General features: G+C 68.2%; 18 protein-coding genes. 12 read left to right on the plus strand and 6 right to left on the minus strand.

The window, feature by feature from the left end; translation table 11 throughout:
• Positions 1-2: 2 nt before the first annotated feature.
• The 4 genes from ACTIF2_RS20325 to ACTIF2_RS20340 all read right to left on the minus strand — a co-directional run bounded on the left by ACTIF2_RS20325 (position 3) and on the right by ACTIF2_RS20340 (position 3903).
• Positions 3-632, minus strand: a complete 630-nt coding sequence (locus ACTIF2_RS20325; protein WP_439498934.1) for a 2-hydroxychromene-2-carboxylate isomerase — start codon at positions 630-632, stop codon at positions 3-5.
• The gene (locus tag ACTIF2_RS20330) at positions 622-2088 is read right to left on the minus strand and encodes an NAD(P)-binding domain-containing protein (protein WP_439498935.1); all 1467 of its coding nucleotides are present in this window, start codon (positions 2086-2088) and stop codon (positions 622-624) included. Before ACTIF2_RS20330 ends, ACTIF2_RS20325 begins: the two co-directional genes overlap by 11 nt.
• Positions 2085-3071: a LysR family transcriptional regulator gene (locus tag ACTIF2_RS20335; protein WP_439498936.1), complete on the minus strand. Its 987-nt coding sequence runs from the start codon at positions 3069-3071 to the stop codon at positions 2085-2087. The genes ACTIF2_RS20330 and ACTIF2_RS20335 overlap by 4 nt, the downstream gene beginning before the upstream one ends.
• A gap of 127 nt (positions 3072-3198) precedes the next feature.
• A complete protein-coding gene (locus tag ACTIF2_RS20340; RefSeq protein WP_439498937.1) occupies positions 3199-3903 on the minus strand; it encodes a FadR/GntR family transcriptional regulator in 705 nt (234 codons plus the stop codon).
• Positions 3904-4132: 229 nt separating this feature from the next.
• On the opposite strand from ACTIF2_RS20340, the gene ACTIF2_RS20345 reads away from it, so the two are divergent.
• From ACTIF2_RS20345 to ACTIF2_RS20400, 12 genes are all read left to right on the plus strand, one after another.
• Positions 4133-5650, plus strand: a complete 1518-nt coding sequence (locus ACTIF2_RS20345; protein ID WP_439498938.1) for an ABC transporter substrate-binding protein — start codon at positions 4133-4135, stop codon at positions 5648-5650.
• Complete coding sequence (locus tag ACTIF2_RS20350) at positions 5647-6603, plus strand: ABC transporter permease (protein WP_439498939.1); 957 nt, start codon at positions 5647-5649, stop codon at positions 6601-6603. Before ACTIF2_RS20345 ends, ACTIF2_RS20350 begins: the two co-directional genes overlap by 4 nt.
• Entirely contained in the window at positions 6600-7403 is an 804-nt protein-coding gene (locus ACTIF2_RS20355; protein WP_439498940.1) for an ABC transporter permease, read from the plus strand. Before ACTIF2_RS20350 ends, ACTIF2_RS20355 begins: the two co-directional genes overlap by 4 nt.
• A 63-nt stretch (positions 7404-7466) precedes the next feature.
• Positions 7467-8291: a creatininase family protein gene (locus ACTIF2_RS20360; protein ID WP_439498941.1), complete on the plus strand. Its 825-nt coding sequence runs from the start codon at positions 7467-7469 to the stop codon at positions 8289-8291.
• A 120-nt stretch (positions 8292-8411) separates the two neighbouring features.
• The gene (locus tag ACTIF2_RS20365) at positions 8412-9473 is read left to right on the plus strand and encodes an ABC transporter substrate-binding protein (RefSeq protein WP_439498942.1); all 1062 of its coding nucleotides are present in this window, start codon (positions 8412-8414) and stop codon (positions 9471-9473) included.
• A gap of 13 nt (positions 9474-9486) precedes the next feature.
• Positions 9487-10542: an ABC transporter ATP-binding protein gene (locus ACTIF2_RS20370; RefSeq protein ID WP_439498943.1), complete on the plus strand. Its 1056-nt coding sequence runs from the start codon at positions 9487-9489 to the stop codon at positions 10540-10542.
• Positions 10539-11381 (plus strand): ABC transporter permease, encoded by an 843-nt coding sequence (locus ACTIF2_RS20375; RefSeq protein ID WP_439498944.1) that lies wholly within the window; start codon positions 10539-10541, stop codon positions 11379-11381. The genes ACTIF2_RS20370 and ACTIF2_RS20375 overlap by 4 nt, the downstream gene beginning before the upstream one ends.
• Positions 11378-12166: an ABC transporter permease gene (locus ACTIF2_RS20380; protein WP_439498945.1), complete on the plus strand. Its 789-nt coding sequence runs from the start codon at positions 11378-11380 to the stop codon at positions 12164-12166. Before ACTIF2_RS20375 ends, ACTIF2_RS20380 begins: the two co-directional genes overlap by 4 nt.
• 9 nt (positions 12167-12175) lie before the next feature.
• A complete protein-coding gene (locus ACTIF2_RS20385) occupies positions 12176-12853 on the plus strand; it encodes an RraA family protein (protein WP_439498946.1) in 678 nt (225 codons plus the stop codon).
• Positions 12854-12863: 10 nt separating this feature from the next.
• Positions 12864-14543, plus strand: coding sequence for a gamma-glutamyltransferase (gene ggt / locus ACTIF2_RS20390; RefSeq protein ID WP_439498947.1), 1680 nt, complete (start codon positions 12864-12866; stop codon positions 14541-14543).
• Between the two features lie 26 nt (positions 14544-14569).
• Positions 14570-15535 (plus strand): 2-hydroxyacid dehydrogenase, encoded by a 966-nt coding sequence (locus ACTIF2_RS20395; RefSeq protein WP_439498948.1) that lies wholly within the window; start codon positions 14570-14572, stop codon positions 15533-15535.
• 17 nt (positions 15536-15552) lie between these two features.
• Positions 15553-15975, plus strand: coding sequence for a methylglyoxal synthase (locus ACTIF2_RS20400; protein WP_439498949.1), 423 nt, complete (start codon positions 15553-15555; stop codon positions 15973-15975).
• Here the strand turns inward: ACTIF2_RS20400 and ACTIF2_RS20405 are convergent.
• Both ACTIF2_RS20405 and ACTIF2_RS20410 read right to left on the minus strand, forming a co-directional pair.
• On the minus strand, positions 15914-19045 hold the full coding sequence (locus tag ACTIF2_RS20405; RefSeq protein WP_439498950.1) for an efflux RND transporter permease subunit: 3132 nt from the start codon (positions 19043-19045) through the stop codon (positions 15914-15916). The genes ACTIF2_RS20400 and ACTIF2_RS20405 overlap by 62 nt on opposite strands.
• Positions 19042-20262, minus strand: a complete 1221-nt coding sequence (locus ACTIF2_RS20410) for an efflux RND transporter periplasmic adaptor subunit (protein WP_439498951.1) — start codon at positions 20260-20262, stop codon at positions 19042-19044. The genes ACTIF2_RS20405 and ACTIF2_RS20410 overlap by 4 nt, the downstream gene beginning before the upstream one ends.

Consider the following 20262-nt stretch of genomic DNA (forward strand, 5'->3'; position numbering starts at 1 on the left):
CTTCATGATGTGCGGGCAGGGGCGGAAGAGGCGGCAGTCACGGCGCGTTCGACGAAATCGAGCCTGTCCTGGCCCCAGAACAATTCGCCGTTCACGACATAGGTCGGCGTCCCGAAGATGCCGAGGCGCTCGGCCTCGTCGAGATTGCCGTGCCAAACGGCGACGATCGCCGCAGGCTGGGGATGGGCGACGAGCGGCACGGCCTCATCGCCGAGCGTCTCGCGGGCGATCTCGCGCAAGGTTTCGGGATCGGCGATGTCGCGTTCCTCCGCCCACAGCGCGCGCTGGACCGCGAAGGAGAAGCTCTGCGCATCGAGGCCGGCGCCGTCGACCGCGATCACCGCCTGCGCCGCCGGCTCGATGGTGCGGCAGGGATAGAAGCGCGGCTTCAGGTTCAGCGGCATGCCGAGATGGCGGCGCCAGCGCTCGAGCTCGACCGCGTGATAGGCCTGGCGCGGGTCGGGGCGCGTGCGCAGCGGGATGCCGCCATTGGCCTCGATGATGCGGATCGGCCGGAGCGACAGGCGCGCGCCGGTGCGCGCGGCGATGTCGTAGAGACGCGGCGCCCCGAAATAGGCCCAGGGCGAGGAGATGCCGTAAAAGGCCTCGATCAGCGGGCGCTCATTCGGCATGGCCGACCTCCAGCTCCGCGTCGGCGTCGCGCCACTCGTCGCCGAGCAGCTCGGGCGTGTCATAGGCCAGCAGCGCCCGGTAATGCGTCTCGCGATCGGCGACGAACAAGGCGCGCGTGATGCCCCGCGCCAGCCGCCTTGCGCCTTCGCTGACCGCCGGAATGTCGCCGGAGAGCTTTCCGTGGCTCAGCAGGGCCGGGTAGTTGAAGCAGTGGATGCGGGCGAGCGCCGGGCAGGTTCCCGCAACCTTCTCCTGGAACTCGAAGGCGGGGCCGAGATCGGGCGCCTGCGCGAGCTCGGCATTGTCGAGCCCCGCCGGCGGCGTGTAGCGATCCTTCCAGAAGCGGATCAAGGGCGCGAATGCGGAAAGTTCGGGCCGCAGGCCGGGATCGACCGAGAAACCGGTCGCGAAGATCATGAAATCGAGATCGTAGACGCCCTTCGCCGTGGTCAGCTCGAGATGGCCGTCCCGTTCTTTCAGCGAGAGCAGCGGGCTGCCGAGATGGAAGCGGGCATTGGGATGGCGCGAGACGCGCATGGTCGAGTCGCGCGGCGGCGGCGTCTGCGCCTTCAGCGCGGCGTCGAGGAAGCGCCATTTCCAGTCGTCGGGCAGGCCGGCGAAGCCGTGGATGACGCCTTGGCTGCCGATGCCAGTGAACTTGTTGATCCGCGGCAGGTCCTTGCGGCGAATGAAGAGGTCGAGGCTGGCGATGCCGTGCTCCAGCGCGGTCGCGGCATTGTCCATCGCGGAGGCGCCGGCGCCGACGACGCCGACCCGCTTGCCCTTCAGCGCGTCGAAATCGATATCGTCGGCGCTATGCGCCCAGAAACGGCGATCGATCCCCGCGACGAGGGGAGGCACCCAGGGGCCGCCGAGCCCGTCTCGGCCGGTGGCGAGGACGAGGTGGCGGGCGAAAACGGTTCGGACGCCGCCGGCATCCCTGACCTTCAGCGCGAGGAGATCGTCAGGCAGCGCGGTGACGGCTTCGAGCGTGACCTCGTTCTCGACCGGCAGGTCGAGGACGCGGCGATACCAGACGAGATACTCCATCCACATCGGCCGCGGGATCTTGCCGAGCGCCTCCCAGGCCGCAGTGCCGAACTGCGCCTCGTACCAGGCCCGGAAGGTGAGGGCGGGCAGGCCGAGCGCAGGGCCGACGAGCTGCTTCGGCGAGCGCAGGGTCTCCATCCGCGCGTAAGTGATCCAGGGGCCCTCCTGGCCGGCCGGAGCGCGATCGAGCACTGTAAGATTGACGACGCCGAGCCCCTTGAGCGCGGCGGCAGCCGCCAGGCCGCACATGCCGGCGCCGATCACCACGACGACGCGGACCCGCTGCCCGTCCTGCTCGCGCAGCGGCACCCAGTCCTTCGCCGGCCATTCGAGCCAGGCGAGATCCTGCCGGAGACGCTGCTCCAGCCTGGCGAGGCCCATCGGCTCCTGCGGCGCGGCGGTCATGCCCGTCTCCCGGCCTGCCGGAGGGGTACGGAAACCGGCCCGAAGACATCGCTCATCAGACGGTCGCGCATCGCTGGCGGATGCTTGACGAAGCCGGGCAAGGTCTCCCGCGCCAGTGCCTCCAGCGCGTTGACCAGCCCCTCGACGAGCGGCGTGAGCGGCCTGCCATAGGGCGTCACCACACCCCAGAAGAACGAGATCGGCGCATCGAGCCGGCGGATCGCGACGCCTTCGAGCGGCATGCCATAGGCGATGACGGGTTCGAGAATGGCGATGCCGAGCCCGGCGCGGGCCGCCATCAGGGCGGTGTTCGAGGTGTTGGCGTCGAGGATCGCGGCGGGCCGGACGCCGCACTCGTCCAGCGCCATGTCGACGCGCCGGCGCCAGCGGAAGGGATTGGCCATGGTGATCAGCCGGCGGCCGGCCATGGCGGCGAGGGGAATGGTCTCGGCGGCGGCGAGCGGGTCGTCGGCCCGGACCGCGGCCACGCAGGGCGCTTCGCCGATCCAGTGGATCTCCAAGGCGGGATGGTCGACCGGCAGGCTCGTGACGCCGATCTCGGCGACATGGGTCGCGACGGACTGGACCACCTGCTCGGCCAGCGCGGCGCGGATATGGACCTGTTCGGGCAGGGCGTCAGCACCGAGCCGCTGCAGCGCCGCCGGCAGCATGCCCGCCGCGAAGGAGGCGATCGCCGAAATCTCGAGCGAGCGCGGCTTGTCGGCGGCGATGGTCGCGGCGCGCTCGCGCAAATGGCGCAGCCAGGCGATGACCGGCTCGACCTCCTGGTGGAAGCGCAGGCCGCGATCGGTCGGCGTGACGCGCGGCCCGCTGCGATGGAGCACGCTGAAGCCGAGCGTTTCCTCGAGCTCCTGAATCAGCCGGGTCAGGGCCGGCTGCGAGCGCCCGAGCAGCCGCGCGGCGCCTGTGATGCTCCCGGCGGATATGACCGCGGCAAAGGCTTCGAGTTGACGGAGATCCATGGTGACCTATCATTCCTAAAATGGATGCTATCGATCTCATGATGCGCGTCAAGCATAAAGCCGGACGTAAGGGCACGGGCCCGCGATCGGCTCCGCGAGCGGGTCGATGGCAAGCCTGCCGGGTGGGCTAGAAATGGATTCCGTCGAAGACCCGTTCCTGGGCGTTGCGGATATGGGCCTGCATCGCCTCGCGGGCCTTCAGGCCGTCGCCATCGCGGATCGCCTCGAAGACGGCGGCGTGCTCGCGCTGCACCATCGCGAGGTGCTCGGCCGATTGCAGGACGGAGAAACTGCGGGCGAGGTCGATGACGAAATCGACCTGGGGACGCACCGCCGCGAGCGCCGCTTCGAAATAGGGGTTCTGCGTGGCCCGGGCGATCGCGGCGTGGAAGTCGCTGTCCTGCTGGACGCCGATCCGTCCCGCCCTGATCGCGAGATGGATCGCTTCCAGCTCCTTGTGGATCGCCCGGATATGGGCCTCGCCGCGATGCAGCGCCGCGATATAGGCGACCTCGCCCTCGAGCGCGATCCGGAACTGATAGACCCGCCTCACATCGGAAATCGTGCGAATGTCGTGCCGCTTGATCGGCGCGGCCGGGGCGGGTGCCGGCGATTGAGCCGCGACGAAGCTGCCGGCGCCCTGTCGGGAATGGATCAGGCCGTCGTCGCGCAGGCGCCGCAGCGCCTCGCGCACGGTCGGGCGCGACACCCCGAATTCCTGGCTGAGCTCGTTCTCCGAGGGCAGCTTGCCATCGGCGAGAACCTCGCCTCGCCGGATGCGGTCCTGCATGTCCGCATAGAGGACGTCGCTCAGTTTCGGGCGGCTGGACACTGCGGCCTTTCTGTTCCGAACCAGGGTGAACCGGCAAGTTCACTTGTAAACAAGCTTACATGCCTTGCGCCGGTTGCAAAGCGGCTTGAGCATGCAACTATCGGATAGCGATAAATCTGGGCGTGGCCGGACCTGAATTTGCGCAGCATCCGCGTTGACAGCCAAGTTTTCGGCTGGCTACTTGTAAAGCGAACCGGCGTCTTCGAGCCGGATGGGGAGAGACCGCTTCATGACCACGACGCGTCGCGCCATTCTCCAGGCCGGGCTCGCCCTGCCGTTCATGGCGGTGCCGGGACGCGCGCAGCGCGCCAGCGGCATCATTCGTTTCGGCCTTTCGGCCTTTCCGCCGAATCTGCAGCCCTGGGTCAGCACCGGGGCCTCCGCCGGCACGGTGAAGATGCTGATCAACCGCAGCCTCGTCTCCTATGACAGCAAGGGCGAGCTGCGCGGCGAACTCGCCGAATCCTGGTCGATCGATGGCGAGGGCGCCTGGGTCTTCAAGCTTCGGCAGGGCTGCGTCTTCCACAATGGCGAGCCGGTCACCGCCGAGGACGTGAAGTGGTCGATCGAGCAGATCGCCGGCGAAAAATCGACCGCCTATATGCGCACCCAGTTCCAGGGCATCGAGCGCGTCGAGATCCCCGATCCGAAGACCGTTCGGCTGGTCACCAAGGAGCCGCAGGCGACGCTGCCGACCTGGTTCGGCAACTACAACACCTTCATTCTCTGGCGGAAATCGGCGGCGAACGAGCCGATCGGAGCCGGGCCGTTCCGGCTCGTCGGCCAGGAGCGCGGCACCTCGCTCGATCTCGTCGCCTTCGACAAATACTACAAGTCCGGCTTCCCCAAGGTGAGGGGCATCAAGTTCGTCGTCTATGCCGACGAGAACCTGCGCGTCGCCGCGCTGCAATCCGGCGATGTCGACATGATCGAATACGTGCCCTGGCAATCGATGGCGTCCGTCGAGAGCGAGCCCCGGCTCAAGCTCGATTCGGTCGAGGGGCCGTTCATGGACGTGCTGTTCAACGGCACCAAGCCGCCCTTCAACGATCCGCGCGTGCGCCGCGCCGTCGCCCATGCGGTGAAGCGCGACGATATCGTCAAGGTCGCGTTCCACGGCCGCGGCAAGCCGCTGGAGGGCCTGCCGATCGTCGAGGGCACGCCCTGGTACGACAAGGAACTGGCGCATGGCTGGAACTATGATCCGGCCCGCGCCAAGGCGCTGCTCGCCGAGGCCGGCCATGCCAACGGCTTCCAGACGACGCTGCTCGCGACGGCCCAGTTCGGCATGCACAAGGACACGGCCGAGGTGGTGCAGCAGCATCTCGCCGCCATCGGCATCCAGTGCGAGCTGCAATTGCCCGACTGGTCGACGCGGGTCAGTCGCGGCTCGCGCGGCCAGTACGACATGGCGATCCATGGCGTCTCGTCCGACAACAACGACCCGGACGGGCTGACCGTGGTGCTCGACACCTCGCTCTCGCCGACCCATGGACGCTCCTTCAAGGTCGATGCGCCGCGCACCATCGCGGCGTTGGCCAAGGGGCGCTCCGAGTTCGACCAGGCCAAGCGGGTCGAGATCTACAAGGAGATGCAGCGCGCCGCCCTCGAGGAGGTGCCGCTGGTCGGCCTGGCCTGGCGCTCGCAGGGCTATGGCATGGACAAGGGCGTGATGGGCTTCACCAACCTTCCAGGCGCGCTCACCACCTCGTCCGGCGCGATGCTCGAAGAGACCTATTTCGGATGAGCGCGACCTGGCTCGCGCGCCGACTGGCGGTCTCGCTCGCCTTGGCCTGGGTGGTGGCGACGATCGTCTTCCTCGCCTTGCACATGGTGCCGGGCGATCCGGCCGAGCTTTTGCTGTCGACGGGCGGCATCTCGCCCGATCCCGCCTCTGTCGCGGAACTCCGGGAGAAGCTCGGGCTCGAGCGGCCTCTGCTCGCGCAATATGGCTCCTTTCTCGGCGGCCTGGTACGCGGCAATCTCGGCAATTCGCTGGTCGACGACTATCCGGTGCTGAGCGAGATCGCGTTGCGGCTGCCGCGCACGCTGGAGCTCATCGTCGCGGGCACGCTGCTCGGCGTCTGCGTCGGCGTGCCGGCTGGGATCTATGCCGCCCTGCATCGTGGCGGCCGCTTCGACCGGATCGCATCCGGCATAGCGGCGCTGCTGCTGGCGATACCGGTCTTCGTGGTCGGCACCTTGCTCGTGCTGCTGATGGCCCAGACGCTGCGGCTGATGCCGGCCGGCGGTTTCGTGCCGTTCACGCAGGACCCGCTGCAGCATCTCAAGCTGCTGACCTTGCCGGCGATCGCGATCGCCAAGGGGCTGGCCGCGATCCTGTTCCGGATCACGCGCGCCTCGACGCTGGACGTGCTGGGCAACGACTATGTCCGCACGGCGCAGGCGAAGGGCCTGTCGCAGCGGCGCATCCTCGCCGTGCATGTCCTGCGCAACGCGCTCAACCCGGTCCTGACCGTGCTCGGCCTGCAAATGGGCACGTTGCTCGGCGGCACCGTGCTGGTCGAGTACGTCTTCAACTGGCCCGGGCTTTCGACCCCGCTGCTGCGGGCGGTCGAGGCGCGCGACTATCCGATGGTGATCGGCATCGTGCTGACGATCTCGGTTTTGTTCTTGCTGATCAACCTGATCGTCGAGGTTTTTCACGCGATCGTCGACCCAAGGGTGCAGGCGGGATGAAGCGGCTCTGGCTTCCTGGCGGCTTCGTCGCGCTGATCATCCTCGTCGCCGTCGCGGCGCCGCTGCTCGGCCTTGCCGATCCGGTCCGGCAGGAGATCGCGCAGCGTCTGGCGCCGCCGAGCGCCGATGCCTGGCTCGGCCGCGACGAATTCGGCCGCGACGTGTTCTCCCGGCTGATCTGGGGCGCGCGGACCAGCCTCGGCGTCGCCTTCGTCGCCGCGCTGGTCGCGGGCGCGCTCGGCACCTCGATCGGCCTGATCGGCGGCTGGGGCAAGGGTATCGGCCCGTTCCTGACGGTGCGCAGCGTCGAGATCATCATGTGCTTCCCGCCGGTGCTGCTCGCCCTGCTCGTCGTGACCCTGCTCGGCCCCGGCGCCGCGACGCTGATCCTGGTGCTGTCCGTGCTCTATCTGCCCGGCTTCGCCCGCGTCGCCTATGCCGAGGTGCTGGCGGTGCGCGGGCGCGAATATGTCGAGGCGGCGAAGGCTTTTGGCGCGACCTCGCCGCGGATCCTGTTCCGCACCGTGCTGCCCAATATCGCCGGCCCGCTCCTGGTGCAGCTCTCGCTCACGGTCGCGGCCGCGGTCGTCATCGAGAGCGGCCTGTCCTTCCTCGGCCTCGGCGTCGTGCCGCCTGCGCCGTCCTGGGGGCTGATGATCCGGGGGGCGCGCGCCACGATGGAGCAGGCGCCGCTGCTGTTGCTCTGGCCCTGCGCGGCGCTGACCCTGACGATCCTCGGCATCAACCTGCTCTGCGACGCGCTGCGCGACGTCGTCGATCCCCGCACGTCGGACGATTGAGATGCGCGCTCGCCCGGCGGCAGTCTTCGCCCAGAAATTCCTTCCGAACCCAGGATGAACGCCATGGCTACCAAGACCAACCCTCTCGTCCATATGGGCACGATCAGCGGCGGCGAAGCGCGCGAGATCCTTGCCGAGAACCCCGTCATCCTGCTGCCGATGGGCAGCCATGAGGACCAGGGGCCGCATGCGCCGATGGGCGACTACCTGCTCGCCGAGAAGATCGCCGAGCTCGCCGCGATCCGCGCTACCGAGCGCGGCGTGCGCACGCTGGTCGCGCCGGTGCTGCCCTTCGGCGGCGCCGACTGGTTCGGCCCGATGGTCGGCGGCATCGCCATCTCGCAGGCGACCCTGACGGCGGTGATCGCCGAGATGGTCGACAGCCTGCATCGCAATGGCCTGACCCGCCTCATCGTCATCAATGGCCATGGCGGCAATGTCGGGCCGATCTCGGATGTTGCGCGCGAGCTCTACCAGCGCGAGCAGATCGTGCTGCCGAGCCTCTATCTCTGGCGCATCGCCTATGGCTTGCTGCCGGGCATCGTCGGGGCGGAGAAGGCGGCCGCGGTCTCGGGCCATGGCGCCGATCCGCTGACCAGTCTCGGCCTGCATCTCTTCCCCGAGCTGATCCGCAAGGACCTGATCCCGTCCGGCAAGTCGCTGAAGCGTGACCCGCTGCTCGACCTGCCCTTCACCGGGCTCGGCACCGCGAGCTTCGAGGGCGCGGAAGTCGCGATGCCGAACGAATATGACGAGGTCTACAATCTCGGCGTGGCCAAGGGCGATCCAAAACTCTGCTCGGCCGAGACGGGCGCTGCCCTCGCCGAGAAGCTGACCGAGATCTGCGCCCGCTTTGCGGCCCATTTCGCCAGCAAGGTCGACGTCTGAACCGACGAGTATCCGGCGGCGCATGAGCTTCCTGCGCCGCCGCACCGGGACAAGCCGGCCGAGGCTGGCGACCAGTGAGCGGCCGATGTCAGGACCGCCATGACAAGAGGGGTGCTCACCATGCCGACACGTCGTCTCGTTCTCCAGACCGGCCTTGCCACGCTCGCGGCGCCTGCGATCGTGCGGGCGCAAGGGCTCAGCGGTTCGATCACGCTGATGTCCTATGCCGGCATCTTCCAGGACAACTACACCAAGACCGTGATCGAGCCGTTCCAGCAGGCCTTTCCGGGCGTGAAGGTCAATTACGTGCCGGGCGGCACCTCGGCCCAGATGGTCGGCAGCGTGCGCGCGCAAAAGGCCGATCCGCAGATCGATGTCGCGATCATGGACGTCACCACCTCGAGCATCGGCAATATCGAGGGGCTGTTCGAGAAGCTGGCGCCGTCGGAGGTTCCGGCCCTCAACGAGCTTCACCCGGAGGCGCGCGAGGCGGGCGGCGAATACGGCCCGGCGGTGACCTTCGACCATCTCGTGCTCGTCTACGACACGCAGAACCTGAAGCCGCCGCTGGAAAAGCTCGCCGACCTCTGGCGGCCGGACCTGAAGGGCCAGCTCGCGGTCTCGGCTCCACCGAACATCCAGGGCCTGGCGCTCACCGCCATGGTCGAGAAGATGGAAGGCGGCGACTATCGCAAGTCGATCGACGCGGCGATCAAGAAGCTGCGGGCGCTCGCCCCCTCGGTGAATACTTTCGAGCCAAACCCAGACGGTTATTCGCTGATCCTCAACGGGGTCGTGAAGGTCGCGACCGGCTGGAACGCGCGCGCCCAGCTCTATGGCGATCAGACCGGCGGCAAGATCGGCACGCTGCTGCCGCCCGAAGGTTCGGTCTTCCAGATCAACACGATCAATCTCACCGCCGGCTCGAAGAACCGGGCCGCGGCGGTAGCCTTCGTCAACTACGCCTTGTCGCAGGCGGCGCAAAAAGCCTTCACCGAACGGATGTTCTATGCGCCGACCAACGCCAAGGCGGCGATCGACCCCAAGGCACTGGCGCGCACCGCCGCGGCGCCCGAAAGCCGCAGCCGGATGATCGGCGTCGACTGGAACGAGATCCTCAAGATGCGCGACCAGTGGAACAACCGCTGGCGGCGCGAAGTGATCGCGGCGGCGGGACGCTGAGACCTGGCCGACGATGAGCTATCTCACACTCGCCGGGCTGCAGAAACGCTATCGCGACTCCGTCGCCGTCGATGACGTCTCGCTGTCGGTCGAGCAGGGCGAATCCGTCGCGCTCCTCGGGCCGTCCGGCTGCGGCAAGACGACGACGCTACGCATGCTCGCAGGCCTCGTCGATCCCGATGCCGGCACGATCAGGCTCGATGGCGCCGAGATCACGCGGCTTCCCGCCCATCGGCGCAACATGGGCTATGTCTTCCAGTCCTACGCGCTGTTTCCGCATCTGAGCGTCGCGCGCAATGTCGGCTTCGGGCTGGAGGAGCGGCGGGTCGGCCGCGCCGAGACCGGCCGCCGCGTCGAGGAAGCGCTCGGCATGGTGCGCCTGTCGGGGCTGGAAGGGCGGCGGCCGCGCGAATTGTCGGGCGGGCAGCAGCAGCGCGTCGCGCTGGCGCGGGCCCTGGTGATCCGGCCATCGGTGCTGCTGCTCGACGAATCGCTCTCCAATCTCGACGCCAAGCTGCGCGACGCGATGCGCCACGAGATCCGCGACATCCAGCGCTCGCTCGGCATCACCACGCTCTTCGTCACGCATGACCAGGTCGAGGCGCTGACCATGTGCGACCGGATCGCGGTGATGAAGCGCGGCCGGATCGAGCAGATCGGTACGCCGGAAGACATCTATGAGCGGCCGGCGACGCGCTTCGTCGCCGATTTCGTCGGGCGCGCCAATGTGCTGCCGGCGGACAGGGATGCGAAGGGCGGCATCAGCGTCTGGGGCGTGACGCTGCCCGCACGGGCGCCGCAAGGCGGCGAGGTCGACGTCTTCGTGCGGCCGCAGCGCGTCCGGCTCGTTCCGGTCTCGGAGCCTGCCGGAGAAGGCATGGTGCGGCTCACCGGTCGCGTCGAGCGCAGCGTCTTCGTCGGCGACCATGTCGAGGTCATCGTCGCCGGCACTGGCGGGCAGCTCAGCGTCGAGATGCAGTCCGGCGCCAGGCCGCCCGCTGACGGGACCGAGGTCGCGGCGCTCTGGCAGGCCAGGGACACGCTCGTCTTTCCGCGTGAGGCGCCATGAGCGCCGGCTTGCGCCTGCCGCTGCTGGTCGTTCCGGCGGCGCTGCTGCTGCTCGCCATCTATGTCTGGCCGACGCTCGGCCTGTTCCGCATCGGCTTCAACGAGGTCGGGCCGACCGGCGCGATGGTCGAGGCCTGGTCGCTGAAGACGGCGCGTGACACGCTCGCCGACCCCTTCACCATCGAGCTGACGTTGAACTCGCTCTGGCTCTCGCTGAGCGCGACGCTGATCGCGCTGTGCCTGGCCTATCCCGTCGCGCTCTTCCTGTTCCGCACGCAATCGCGCTTTCGCGGCCTTCTGGCGGTGATCGCGATCATGCCGATGCTGGTCTCCGGCGTCGTGCGCGTCTTCGGCTGGCTCGCCATTCTCGGCGACCGCGGCCTGGTCAACACGCTGGCGCAATCGCTCGGCCTGATCACGGCGCCGATGCGCCTCGTCTTCAACTGGACCGGCGTCACGATCGGGCTGGCCGAGAGCATCATGCCCTACATGATCCTGGCGCTGCTCGCCGGCTTCGGCCGGCTCGACCGCACGCTGGAGGAGGCCTCGCGCAGCCTCGGCGCGACACCGTTCCGGACCTTTTTGCGCGTGACCTTGCCGCTCAGCCTGCCGGCGCTGGCGCTCGCGGCGGGCCTCGGCTTCGTGCTCTCGATGTCGGCCTATATCACGCCAAAACTGCTCGGCGGCGGACGCGTCTTCGTGCTGGCGACCGAGATCTTCGAGCAGGCGACGACCAATACGAACTGGCCGGTCGCGGCCGTGCTGGCGATCTACACGCTCGTCCTGCTGCTCGCCCTCCTCGTCGTCTCCAGCATCGCGTCGCGGAGGCTGCAGCGATGAACGGCGCCGGTCCCGTCCTCTCGACGCTCGCGGGCATCGTCTACGCGCTGATCCTGTCACCGATCATCGTCGTCGTCGCGCTTGCCTTCTCCGCCGACAGTTTCATCCTGTTCCCGCCATCGGGCTATTCGCTGCGCTGGTTCGAGCAGCTCGCCTCGAACACACCGCTGCTGAACGCGGTCGTGCTCAGCGCGCAGATCGCCTGCGTGGTGACAGTGCTCTCGCTCGCCATCGGCGTGCCGGCGGCGCTGGCGCTCGACAAGGGAGAGTTCCGCGGTCAGGAGGCGCTGAAGAACTTCTTCCTCGCGCCGCTCTTGCTGCCGACGCTGATCATCGGCCTGGCGCTGCTGCTGTTCTTCACGCCGCTCAGGCTGACCGCGACCTTGCCCGGGCTCGTGCTCGGCCATATGACCGTGACCTTGCCCTTCGTGATCCGGATGATGACGACGGCCTTCGCGACTCTGCCTGACGATATCGAGGCCGCCGCCGCGACGCTTGGCGCCAGGCCATGGCGCGTCGTCTGGCGGGTGACGCTGCCGCTGGCGACGCCGGGCCTGATCGCCTGCGGTGCCTTGTCCTTCCTGTTGTCCTTCGACGAGACCGTGATCTCGCTCTTCCTCTCGGGTCCGCGCGCCTCGACCTTGCCGGTCGAGATGGTGCGTTATGTCGAGGGCCGCACCGACCCGCTCGTCGCGGCGCTCTCCGTCATCCTCATCGTCGCGACCCTCATCATCGTCGTTCTGGTCGAACGTCTCGTCGGCGTCGCGCGCGCCGTCGGCCAATAGGAGAAAGCCATGCCCGACTATCGTATTGAGCCCATGCCGCCGCAGATTTCGCCGGCGCTCGCGGAGAAATTGTCGAGGGTCGAGACGGCGACCATCGGCCATTCGCAGCATTGGGGCTTCATGGATCGCGGCATCCAGCCGCTGCTGCGCAACAAGCGCATCGCCGGTGCGGCGGTCACACTGGCGATTCCCGGCCAGGACTCGACCCTGCTGCATCACACGCTCGGTCTGCTCCGGCCCGGTGACATCCTGGTGGTCGACCGGCTCGGCGACGACAAGCATGCCTGCTGGGGCGGCGGCGTCACCGTCGCGGCCAAGGCGGCGGGCGCGATCGGCGGCATCGTCGACGGGCCCTGCACTGATCTCACCGAGATCGAGGACAGCGATTTCCCGATGTGGTGCCGCGGCATGTCGCCGATCACCACCCGGCTCTACAATCTCGGCGGCACGCTCAACCTGCCGATCTCCTGCGGCAATGTCCCGGTCAAGCCCGGCGACATCATCCTGGCCGACGAATCCGGCGTGCTGGTGCTGCCGGCGGGCGAGGCCGAGGCGATCGCCGACGCCGCGCTCGCGAGGCAGGAGAGGGGCGAGCGCAGCCAGGCCCGCGTCAAGGCCGGCGAGAAGCTCGGCGACATCTCGGGCGCCACCAAGATGGTGCTCGAGGCTCTCAAGCAGAACGGCTGAGGACGAGACGATGAACGCCATGCCGCGGCCTCCGCGCGTCGCCAAATTCACCTGCGAGAAGCAGCCGGCCAGCGGGTCGCGCGGCATGGTCGTCACCAACCATCCGCTCGCCTCGGCGGCGGGTTCGCAGATGCTGCTCGCCGGCGGCAATGCCATCGACGCTGCGGTCGCCTCGCTCTTCGCGCTCACGGTTGTCGAACCGATGATGGTCGGCATCCTCGGCGGCGGCGTGGCGCATATCCGCCTCGCCGACGGCCGCCATCTCGTGCTCGACGGGCTTTCGACCGCGCCGGGCAGGGCGAGCGCCACCATGTACGAGGCGCTCTCGCACGAGGTCGGCAAGGCGCGCGAGGTGCGCGACCGCGAAAACCTGATCGGGCCGAAGGCCGTCGCCGTTCCGGGCGCGCTTGCCGGCTGGTGCGAGGCGCTCGCCCGCTTCGGCACCTTGCCGCTGGCGGACGTGCTCGCTCCGGCGATCGGGCTTGCCGAGCGCGGCTTCGTCGTCAGCCCTTATCTCAGCGACTGCATTGCGGATTGCGCCGCCGATCTGGCGGGCGATCCCGGCCTCTCGAAGCTGCTCCTGCCCGGTGGCAAGGCCCTGCCGGCCGGCGAGAGGCTCGTCCAGGGCGACTATGCGAAAAGCCTGCGCCTGATCGCCGAAACCGGCCCCTCGGCGCTCTATGACGGCCCGCTGGGCGCGGCACTGACCTCGTTCATGGCCGCCAATGGCGGATTGATCGATCAGGCCGATCTCGACGCCTTCAAGGTGATCGAGCGCGAGCCGGTGCGCGGCACCTATCGCGGCTTCGAGATCCTGGGGCCGCCGCCGCCATCCTCATCCGGCGTCCATATCGTGCAGATGCTGAACATCCTGGAGGGCTACGATATCGGCGCGCTCGGCTTCGGCTCGGCTGATGCGGTCCATCTCATTGCCGAGGCGCTGAAGATTGCCTTCGCGGACCGGGCCGTGGCCACGGCCGACCCGGCCTTCGTCAAGGTGCCGGTCGAGCAGCTGACCGCCAAGGCTTATGCCGAGCAGTGCTGTTCCGGCATCGACATGGCGCGAACCAAGGCCAGGACGGCTGGGATCGGCGCGGGCGAATCCGCCAACACGACGCATGTCACGGTCGCCGACGCCTTCGGCAATGTCGTCGCGACGACGCAGACGATCAACGGCCTGTTCGGCGCCTGCACGCAGATTCCCGGCACCGGCATGCTGACCAACAACTACATGTACAATTTCGACCCGCATCCGGGCCGTGCGCTCTCGATAGCGCCGGGCAAGCGGGTCTTCACCTCGATGGCGCCGATGATGGCCCTGCGGGACGGCAAGCTCGCCTTCGCGCTCGGCCTGCCGGGTGGCTTGCGCATCTTCCCCTCGGCCTTCCAGGCGATCGTCAACCTGATCGACCATGGCATGAGCCTGCAGGAGGCGGTCGAGGCGCCGCGCGTCTGGACCGAGGGCGGCGTGCTCGAGCTCGAGAGCGCGTTCCCGGACGGCGTCGCCGACGAACTCGCTGCCCGCGGCCACCAGATCGCCCGCGTCCAGCGGATTGCCGGCGGCATGAACGCCATCGCCTTCAATTCCGACGGCAGCCTGATCGGCGCCGCCTGCTGGCGTGCCGACGGCACGCCGGTCGCCATTTCCGGCGGGCTGGCGCGCGCCGGCGTCCGCTTCACCATCGCCTGATTTTGCTCAAGACCGGACCAGAGACCATGCCAGAGACCATCGTCGTCCTCGACCTCATGGCGCCCGAGCGCGCCGACAAGCTGAGAGCCCTGCTGCCGCCGGGCTTCGAGCTGACCCATGGCACCGCCCGTGGCGACGCGCATATGAAAGAGATCATCGCCGAGGCCGATTACGCCATCGCTGGGCAGGTTGGCGTCAACGCCGATGTGCTGAAGGCGGCGAAGAAGCTCAAGCTGCTGCATAAATGGGGTGTCGGCGTCGATAATCTCGATACGGAAGCCGCGAAAGAGCTCGGTATCAAGGTCGCCCGCACCACCGGCAGCAACGCGGTCCCGGTCGCGGAATTCGCGGTCGGTCTGATGCTCTCGACCCTGCGCTATATCGGCTTCGGCCATGCCGAGCTGAAGAAGGGCGACTGGCGCGGCGGGCGCCTGCCCGGCGACACCTTCACGCTCTCGGGCAAGACCGTCGGCATCGTCGGCTTCGGCGCGATCGGCCAGAACGTCGCCAAGCTGCTCAAGGGCTTCGGCTGCACCATCCTCTATTCCAAGCGCCAGCCGCTTTCGGCCGCCGAGGAGGCGGCGCTGGGCGTGAAGCACGCCTCGCTCACTGACATCCTGGCACAGGCCGACGTCGTCTCGCTGCATTGCCCGCTGACGCCCGAAACCGCCAACATGATCGACAAGGCGGCCTTCGCGGCAATGAAGAAGACGGCGATCCTGGTCAATGTCGCGCGCGGCGGCGTCGTCGCCGAGGCCGACCTGATCGAGGCGCTGCAGGCGAGGGAGATCGCGGGCGCGGCGATGGACGTGTTCGAGATCGAGCCGCTGCCGCCCGACAGCCCGCTGCTCGGGCTCGACAACCTGGTCGTCACCCCGCATCTGGCGGCGATCGCCTCGGACAATTTCGCGCCGACGGTGAAACGCATGTTCGACAACATCGCCTGCGTCTCGCGCGGTGAGCCGGTGCCGGAGCGCGACAGCGTGGTGTGAGGCGAGGGGAGGCCGACATGACGAAGCGGCTCGGCATCGGCCTGATCGCGCATGACCGCAAGAAGCCCGACCTCGCGGCCTGGGTAACGCGCAATATCGAGGTGCTGAGCACCCACCGCCTCGTCGCGACCGCGACGACCGGCTCGGTGCTGAAGCAGAGCCATCCCGATGTCGCGGTCGAGGTGGTGAAGAGCGGCCCGCTCGGCGGCGACCAGCAGATCGGCGCGATGATCGCCGAAGGCAAGCTCGACGTGCTGATCTTCTTCCCGGATCCGCTCGCCGCCATGCCGCATGATGTCGACGTCAAGGCGCTCCTGCGGCTCGTGCTGGTCTACGACATCCCGGCGGCCTTCAGCTCGAAGACCGCCGATGCGCTGGTCACGTCGGGTTTGTTTGGCGAGGCGCGGGAACCGTCGCCTTCGGGTCGGCCCAGCGCTTGATCGTCAGCGCCCGCGACAGCCGCTCCATGTAGAGAAACAGCACGGGCGTGATGAACAGCGTCAAGAGCTGCGAGATCAGCAGGCCGCCGACGACGGCGATGCCGAGCGGCTGACGCAGCTCGGCGCTGGCGCCGGCGCCGAGCGCGATCGGCAAGGTGCCCATCGGCGCCGCGAGCGTCGTCATCAGGATCGGCCGGAAACGCATCAGGCAGGCGCGGTGGATCGCCTCCTGCGAGGCGACGCCCTCGCGCTGAAGCACGAGCGCGACGTCGATCATCATGATGGCGTTCTTCTTGACGATGCCGATCAGCATCAGCATGCCGATGATCGCGATCACCGAGAGGTCGAGCCCGAACAGACGCAGCGCGGCGAGCGCTCCGATCGCCGCCGAGGGCAGGCCGGTCAGGATCGTCAGCGGGTGGATGAAGCTCTCATAGAGGATGCCGAGCACGATATAGATCGTCAGGATCGCGCCGGCGATCAATAGTCCCTGGTTCGCGAGCGAATCCTGGAAGGTCTTGGCTGTGCCGGCGAGCGTGGTCGAGACCGTCTTGGGCAGGCTGAGCTCGGTCTTGATGGCATTGATCCGGTCGACGCTGTCGCCAAGCGCGACGCCGGCCGGCAGGTTGTAGGAGATCGTCACGGCCGGGAGCTGGCCGAGCTGGTTCACCGTGAGCTGGCCCGCGGTGCGCTCGACATGGGCGAAGGCGCCGAGCGGGACGAGCGTGCCGTTGCCTGCCCGCACGCGCACGGCGTCGAGCTTGTCGGCCGACCAGCCGAGCGACGGATCGAACTCGACCACGACCTCGTAGCTGTCGCCGGTCGTGAAGATCGTCGAGACCTGCCGGACGCCGAAGCCGGAATAGAGCGTCGAGCGCAGGATGTCCGCGCCGATCTGCAGAGAATTCGCCTTGTCGCGGTCGATGATCAGCGTCGCCTCGAGCGCGTTGTTCTGCAGGTCGGTGGTGACGTCGGCGAAGGTCGCGCGGTCCTGGCCCATCGCGTCGGCGAGCTTGAGCGCCCAGTCGTTCATCTGGCCCTGGTCGAGCCCCTGCACGACGAGCTGGTACTGGCTCTTCGAGGCGCGGGCGCCAATGTTCAGGTTCTGGACCGGGGTCATGTAGGCGTTGATGCCGGCGACCTGGCCGAGCTGCCGGCGCAGGTCTGAGAGCACGGTCTGCAGCGGCGGGCGCTCGGCCTTCGGCTTCAGCTCGACGAAGAGCCGCCCGGCATTGAGCGCGCCGGCGCCGCCGCCGCTGGTGCCGACCGAGGAGGCCACATGCGCGACATGGGGCGAGTTGCGGAAGACCTCCGCGACCTCGGCCTGGAGCGCCTTCATCGCCGGAAAGGAAATGTCCTGCCGCGCCTCGGTCGAAACCGAGAGCTGACCGATATCCTCCTGCGGGAAGAAGCCCTTGGGCGCGCTCTGCAGCAGCCAGACCGTGCCGCCGAGTGTCGCCAGGAAGGCGATCAGCAGCAGGGGTTGCACGCGCAGGCAAGCCGTCAGCGCCCGGTCATAGCCGCGCAGGATGGCGTCGAAGCCGCGTTCGAGCCAATGGCCGAAGCCATGCTCGGGGGCATGCTGGTCGGCCGCGCCGAGAAGCCGCGAGCACAGCATCGGCGTCAGCGTCAGCGAGACGAAGGCCGAGGCGAGGATCGCGACGGTCACCACCACGGCGAACTCGTTGAAGATGCGGCCGATGACGCCCCCCATCAGCAGCACCGGGATGAAGACCGCGACCAGCGAGAGCGAGATCGAGATGATGGTGAAGCCGATCTCTCCCGAGCCCTTCAGCGCGGCGTCATAGGCCGAGAGCCCATCCTCCTCCATGTGGCGGACAATGTTCTCCAGCATGACGATGGCGTCGTCGACGACGAGGCCGACCGAGAGCGTCAGGCCGAGCAGCGAGATGTTGTCGATCGAGAAGCCGAAGAGCTGCATCGCCGCGAGCGTGGCGATGATCGAGATCGGCACGGCGACCGCGGGGATGAAGGTGGCGGTGAGCCGGCGCAGGAACAGGAAGATCACCATCACGACCAGCACGATGGTCAGGCCCAGCGTGAACTGGACATCGTCGACCGCCGAGCGGATCGAGGTCGAGCGGTCGTTCAGCAGCGCGAGGTCGGCGGCGGCCGGCAATTGCTCGCGGAAGGCCGGCAGCATCGCCTTGACGCGGTCGACCACCTCGACGGTATTGGCGTCGGGCTGGCGTTGCACGGCGAGCACGATCGCCGGCGTTCCGTCATAGCTGCTCGAGGTCTGGGTGTTCTCGACGGAATCGATCACGGTCGCGACATCGCCGAGGCGCACCGGCTTGCCGTTGCGGCTGGCGATGATGACCTTGGCGAACTGGGCGGCGTCGGCGAGCTGAGTGCGCGCCTGGATCGTCAGCTGCTGGCGGTCGTTCTGCACGGTGCCGACCGGCGAATTGTCGTTGGCGGCGGTGATCGCGTTCTGGAGCTCGTCGACGCCGATGCCGCGCGCGGCCAGTGCCGTCGGGTCGATGCGGATGCGCACCGCATATTTCTGGCTGCCGAAGATCAGCACCTGGGCGACGCCGTCGACCGTCGAGAGCGCCGGAGAGATCACCTGCTGGGCGAAGGCGTCGAGCTGGGAGAGCGGAACGATGTCGCTCTTGAGGGCGAGCAGGATGATCGGCGCGTCGGCCGGGTTCACCTTGCGGTAGCTCGGCGGGGCGGTCATCTCGATCGGCAGCTGCTTTTGCGCCCGGGCGATCGCCGCCTGCACGTCGGCGGCGGCCGCGTCGATATTGCGGTTCAGCACGAACTGGATCGCGATCGAGGTCGCGCCCTGCGAATTCGTGGTGGCGATCGTGTCGATGCCGGCGATGGTGGCGAATTGCTTGATCAGCGGCGTCGCGACCGAGGTCGCCATGGTGTCGGGCGAGGCGCCGGGCAGCTGCGCCGAGACGTTCACCACCGGGAACTCGGCCCGGGGCAGGGCGGCGACGGGCAGGAAACGATAGGCGAAGAGGCCAGCCAGGATCAGCGAGGCCGACATCAGGATCGTCGCCACGGGATGGCGGATGCAGAACCCGGAGATGCTCATGACCGGCCTCCCTGGGCGAGATTGTCCTGCTTCACCGCGGGCGCGCTGGTCGCCGGGCTCTGTCTTTCCCGCGCCTTGGCGCCGGGCTTCAGGCGCATTTGGCCATCGGTGACGACGCGCTCGCCATCGGCGACGCCCTCAGCGATCACCGTGCGGTCGCCATCGGCGAGGGCGACCTTGACCTGGCGCAGGTCGACGGTGTCGTCGGCCTTCACGACATAGACATAGGAACCCTTCTGGCCGACCTGCACCGCGACCGTCGGGACGGTGACGGCCTTGATCAGCGTGTCGGCCTGGACCTCGACATCGACATACTGGCCCGGCCAGAGCGAAAGGTCGTCATTGGCGAAGGCGGCCTTGGCGACGATCGTGCCCGAGGCCGTGTCGACGCTGGAATCGACGAAGTTCAGGGTACCCTGCTCCGGCGGGCGGTCGCTGTCGGGCGCCTTCGCCGTCACCGTCAGCGCCTTGCCGGCGGCGAGCGCCGCCTGCAGCATCGGCACTTCGCGCTCGGGCAAAGTGAAGCTGACGCGGATCGGCTTCATCTGGGTGATCGTCACCAGCCCGGTTCCGGCGCTGTTGGCGCCGACGAGATTGCCCGCTGCGACCTGGACGGCTCCGGCCCGCCCGTCGATCGGGGAGGTGACGCGGGCATAACTCAGCTTCAGCGTGTCGGCCTGCAGCGTGGCCTGGTCGGCAAGGACGGTCGCGGCGGCCGATTTCTCGTCGGCGATGGCCTGGTCGACGGCCTGCTGGGTGCCGGCATTCTTGGCGAGGAGCTGCTGGTTTCGCGCGAGATCGGCCTGGGTGCGCGCATGGGTCGCCTCGTCACGGGCGAGTGCGGCCTGGTCCTTGGCGAGCTGCACGCGCAGGTCGCGGTCGTCGAGGGTGAAGAGCAGGTCGCCGGCCTTGACGAACTGCCCGTCCTCGAAATGCTGGGTCATGATCTGGCTGTCGAGCCGGGACTTCACCACCACGGAGGCCGGCGTCTCGACGAAGCCGATCGCGCGCTTGCGGACAGGCACGTCTCCGGTCGTTGCCTTGGCGGTGATCACCGAGACCGGCGCATCGCCTCCGCGGGTTGCGGTGGCACCCGCGGCCTGCGGGTCTCCATTGCGGCTGGAGGCGCCTTGGAGCGGCTGCCTGAACCAGAGGCCCGCGGCGGTCGCGGCGGCGACGAGGACCAGCGCGGTCCAGAGCAATCTCGAACGCGTCAT

The sequence above is a fragment of the Allobosea sp. genome (genome assembly GCF_051860145.1).
Lineage (GTDB): Bacteria > Pseudomonadota > Alphaproteobacteria > Rhizobiales > Beijerinckiaceae > Allobosea.

Bases quoted from the DNA above. Each gene is read 5' to 3' on its own strand.
- ACTIF2_RS20355 (WP_439498940.1), top strand. From the start codon at position 6,600: ATGAAGCGGCTCTGGCTTCCTGGCGGCTTCGTCGCGCTGATCATCCTC.
- ACTIF2_RS20400 (WP_439498949.1), top strand. From the start codon at position 15,553: ATGACGAAGCGGCTCGGCATCGGCCTGATCGCGCATGACCGCAAGAAG.
- ACTIF2_RS20405 (WP_439498950.1), bottom strand. From the start codon at position 19,045: ATGAGCATCTCCGGGTTCTGCATCCGCCATCCCGTGGCGACGATCCTG.
- ACTIF2_RS20385 (WP_439498946.1), top strand. From the start codon at position 12,176: ATGCCCGACTATCGTATTGAGCCCATGCCGCCGCAGATTTCGCCGGCG.
- ACTIF2_RS20370 (WP_439498943.1), top strand. From the start codon at position 9,487: ATGAGCTATCTCACACTCGCCGGGCTGCAGAAACGCTATCGCGACTCC.
- ACTIF2_RS20410 (WP_439498951.1), bottom strand. From the start codon at position 20,262: ATGACGCGTTCGAGATTGCTCTGGACCGCGCTGGTCCTCGTCGCCGCC.
- ACTIF2_RS20380 (WP_439498945.1), top strand. From the start codon at position 11,378: ATGAACGGCGCCGGTCCCGTCCTCTCGACGCTCGCGGGCATCGTCTAC.
- ACTIF2_RS20395 (WP_439498948.1), top strand. From the start codon at position 14,570: ATGCCAGAGACCATCGTCGTCCTCGACCTCATGGCGCCCGAGCGCGCC.
- ACTIF2_RS20345 (WP_439498938.1), top strand. From the start codon at position 4,133: ATGACCACGACGCGTCGCGCCATTCTCCAGGCCGGGCTCGCCCTGCCG.
- ACTIF2_RS20360 (WP_439498941.1), top strand. From the start codon at position 7,467: ATGGCTACCAAGACCAACCCTCTCGTCCATATGGGCACGATCAGCGGC.
- ACTIF2_RS20330 (WP_439498935.1), bottom strand. From the start codon at position 2,088: ATGACCGCCGCGCCGCAGGAGCCGATGGGCCTCGCCAGGCTGGAGCAG.
- ACTIF2_RS20325 (WP_439498934.1), bottom strand. From the start codon at position 632: ATGCCGAATGAGCGCCCGCTGATCGAGGCCTTTTACGGCATCTCCTCG.
- ACTIF2_RS20350 (WP_439498939.1), top strand. From the start codon at position 5,647: ATGAGCGCGACCTGGCTCGCGCGCCGACTGGCGGTCTCGCTCGCCTTG.
- ACTIF2_RS20375 (WP_439498944.1), top strand. From the start codon at position 10,539: ATGAGCGCCGGCTTGCGCCTGCCGCTGCTGGTCGTTCCGGCGGCGCTG.
- ACTIF2_RS20365 (WP_439498942.1), top strand. From the start codon at position 8,412: ATGCCGACACGTCGTCTCGTTCTCCAGACCGGCCTTGCCACGCTCGCG.
- ACTIF2_RS20335 (WP_439498936.1), bottom strand. From the start codon at position 3,071: ATGGATCTCCGTCAACTCGAAGCCTTTGCCGCGGTCATATCCGCCGGG.
- ggt (WP_439498947.1), top strand. From the start codon at position 12,864: ATGAACGCCATGCCGCGGCCTCCGCGCGTCGCCAAATTCACCTGCGAG.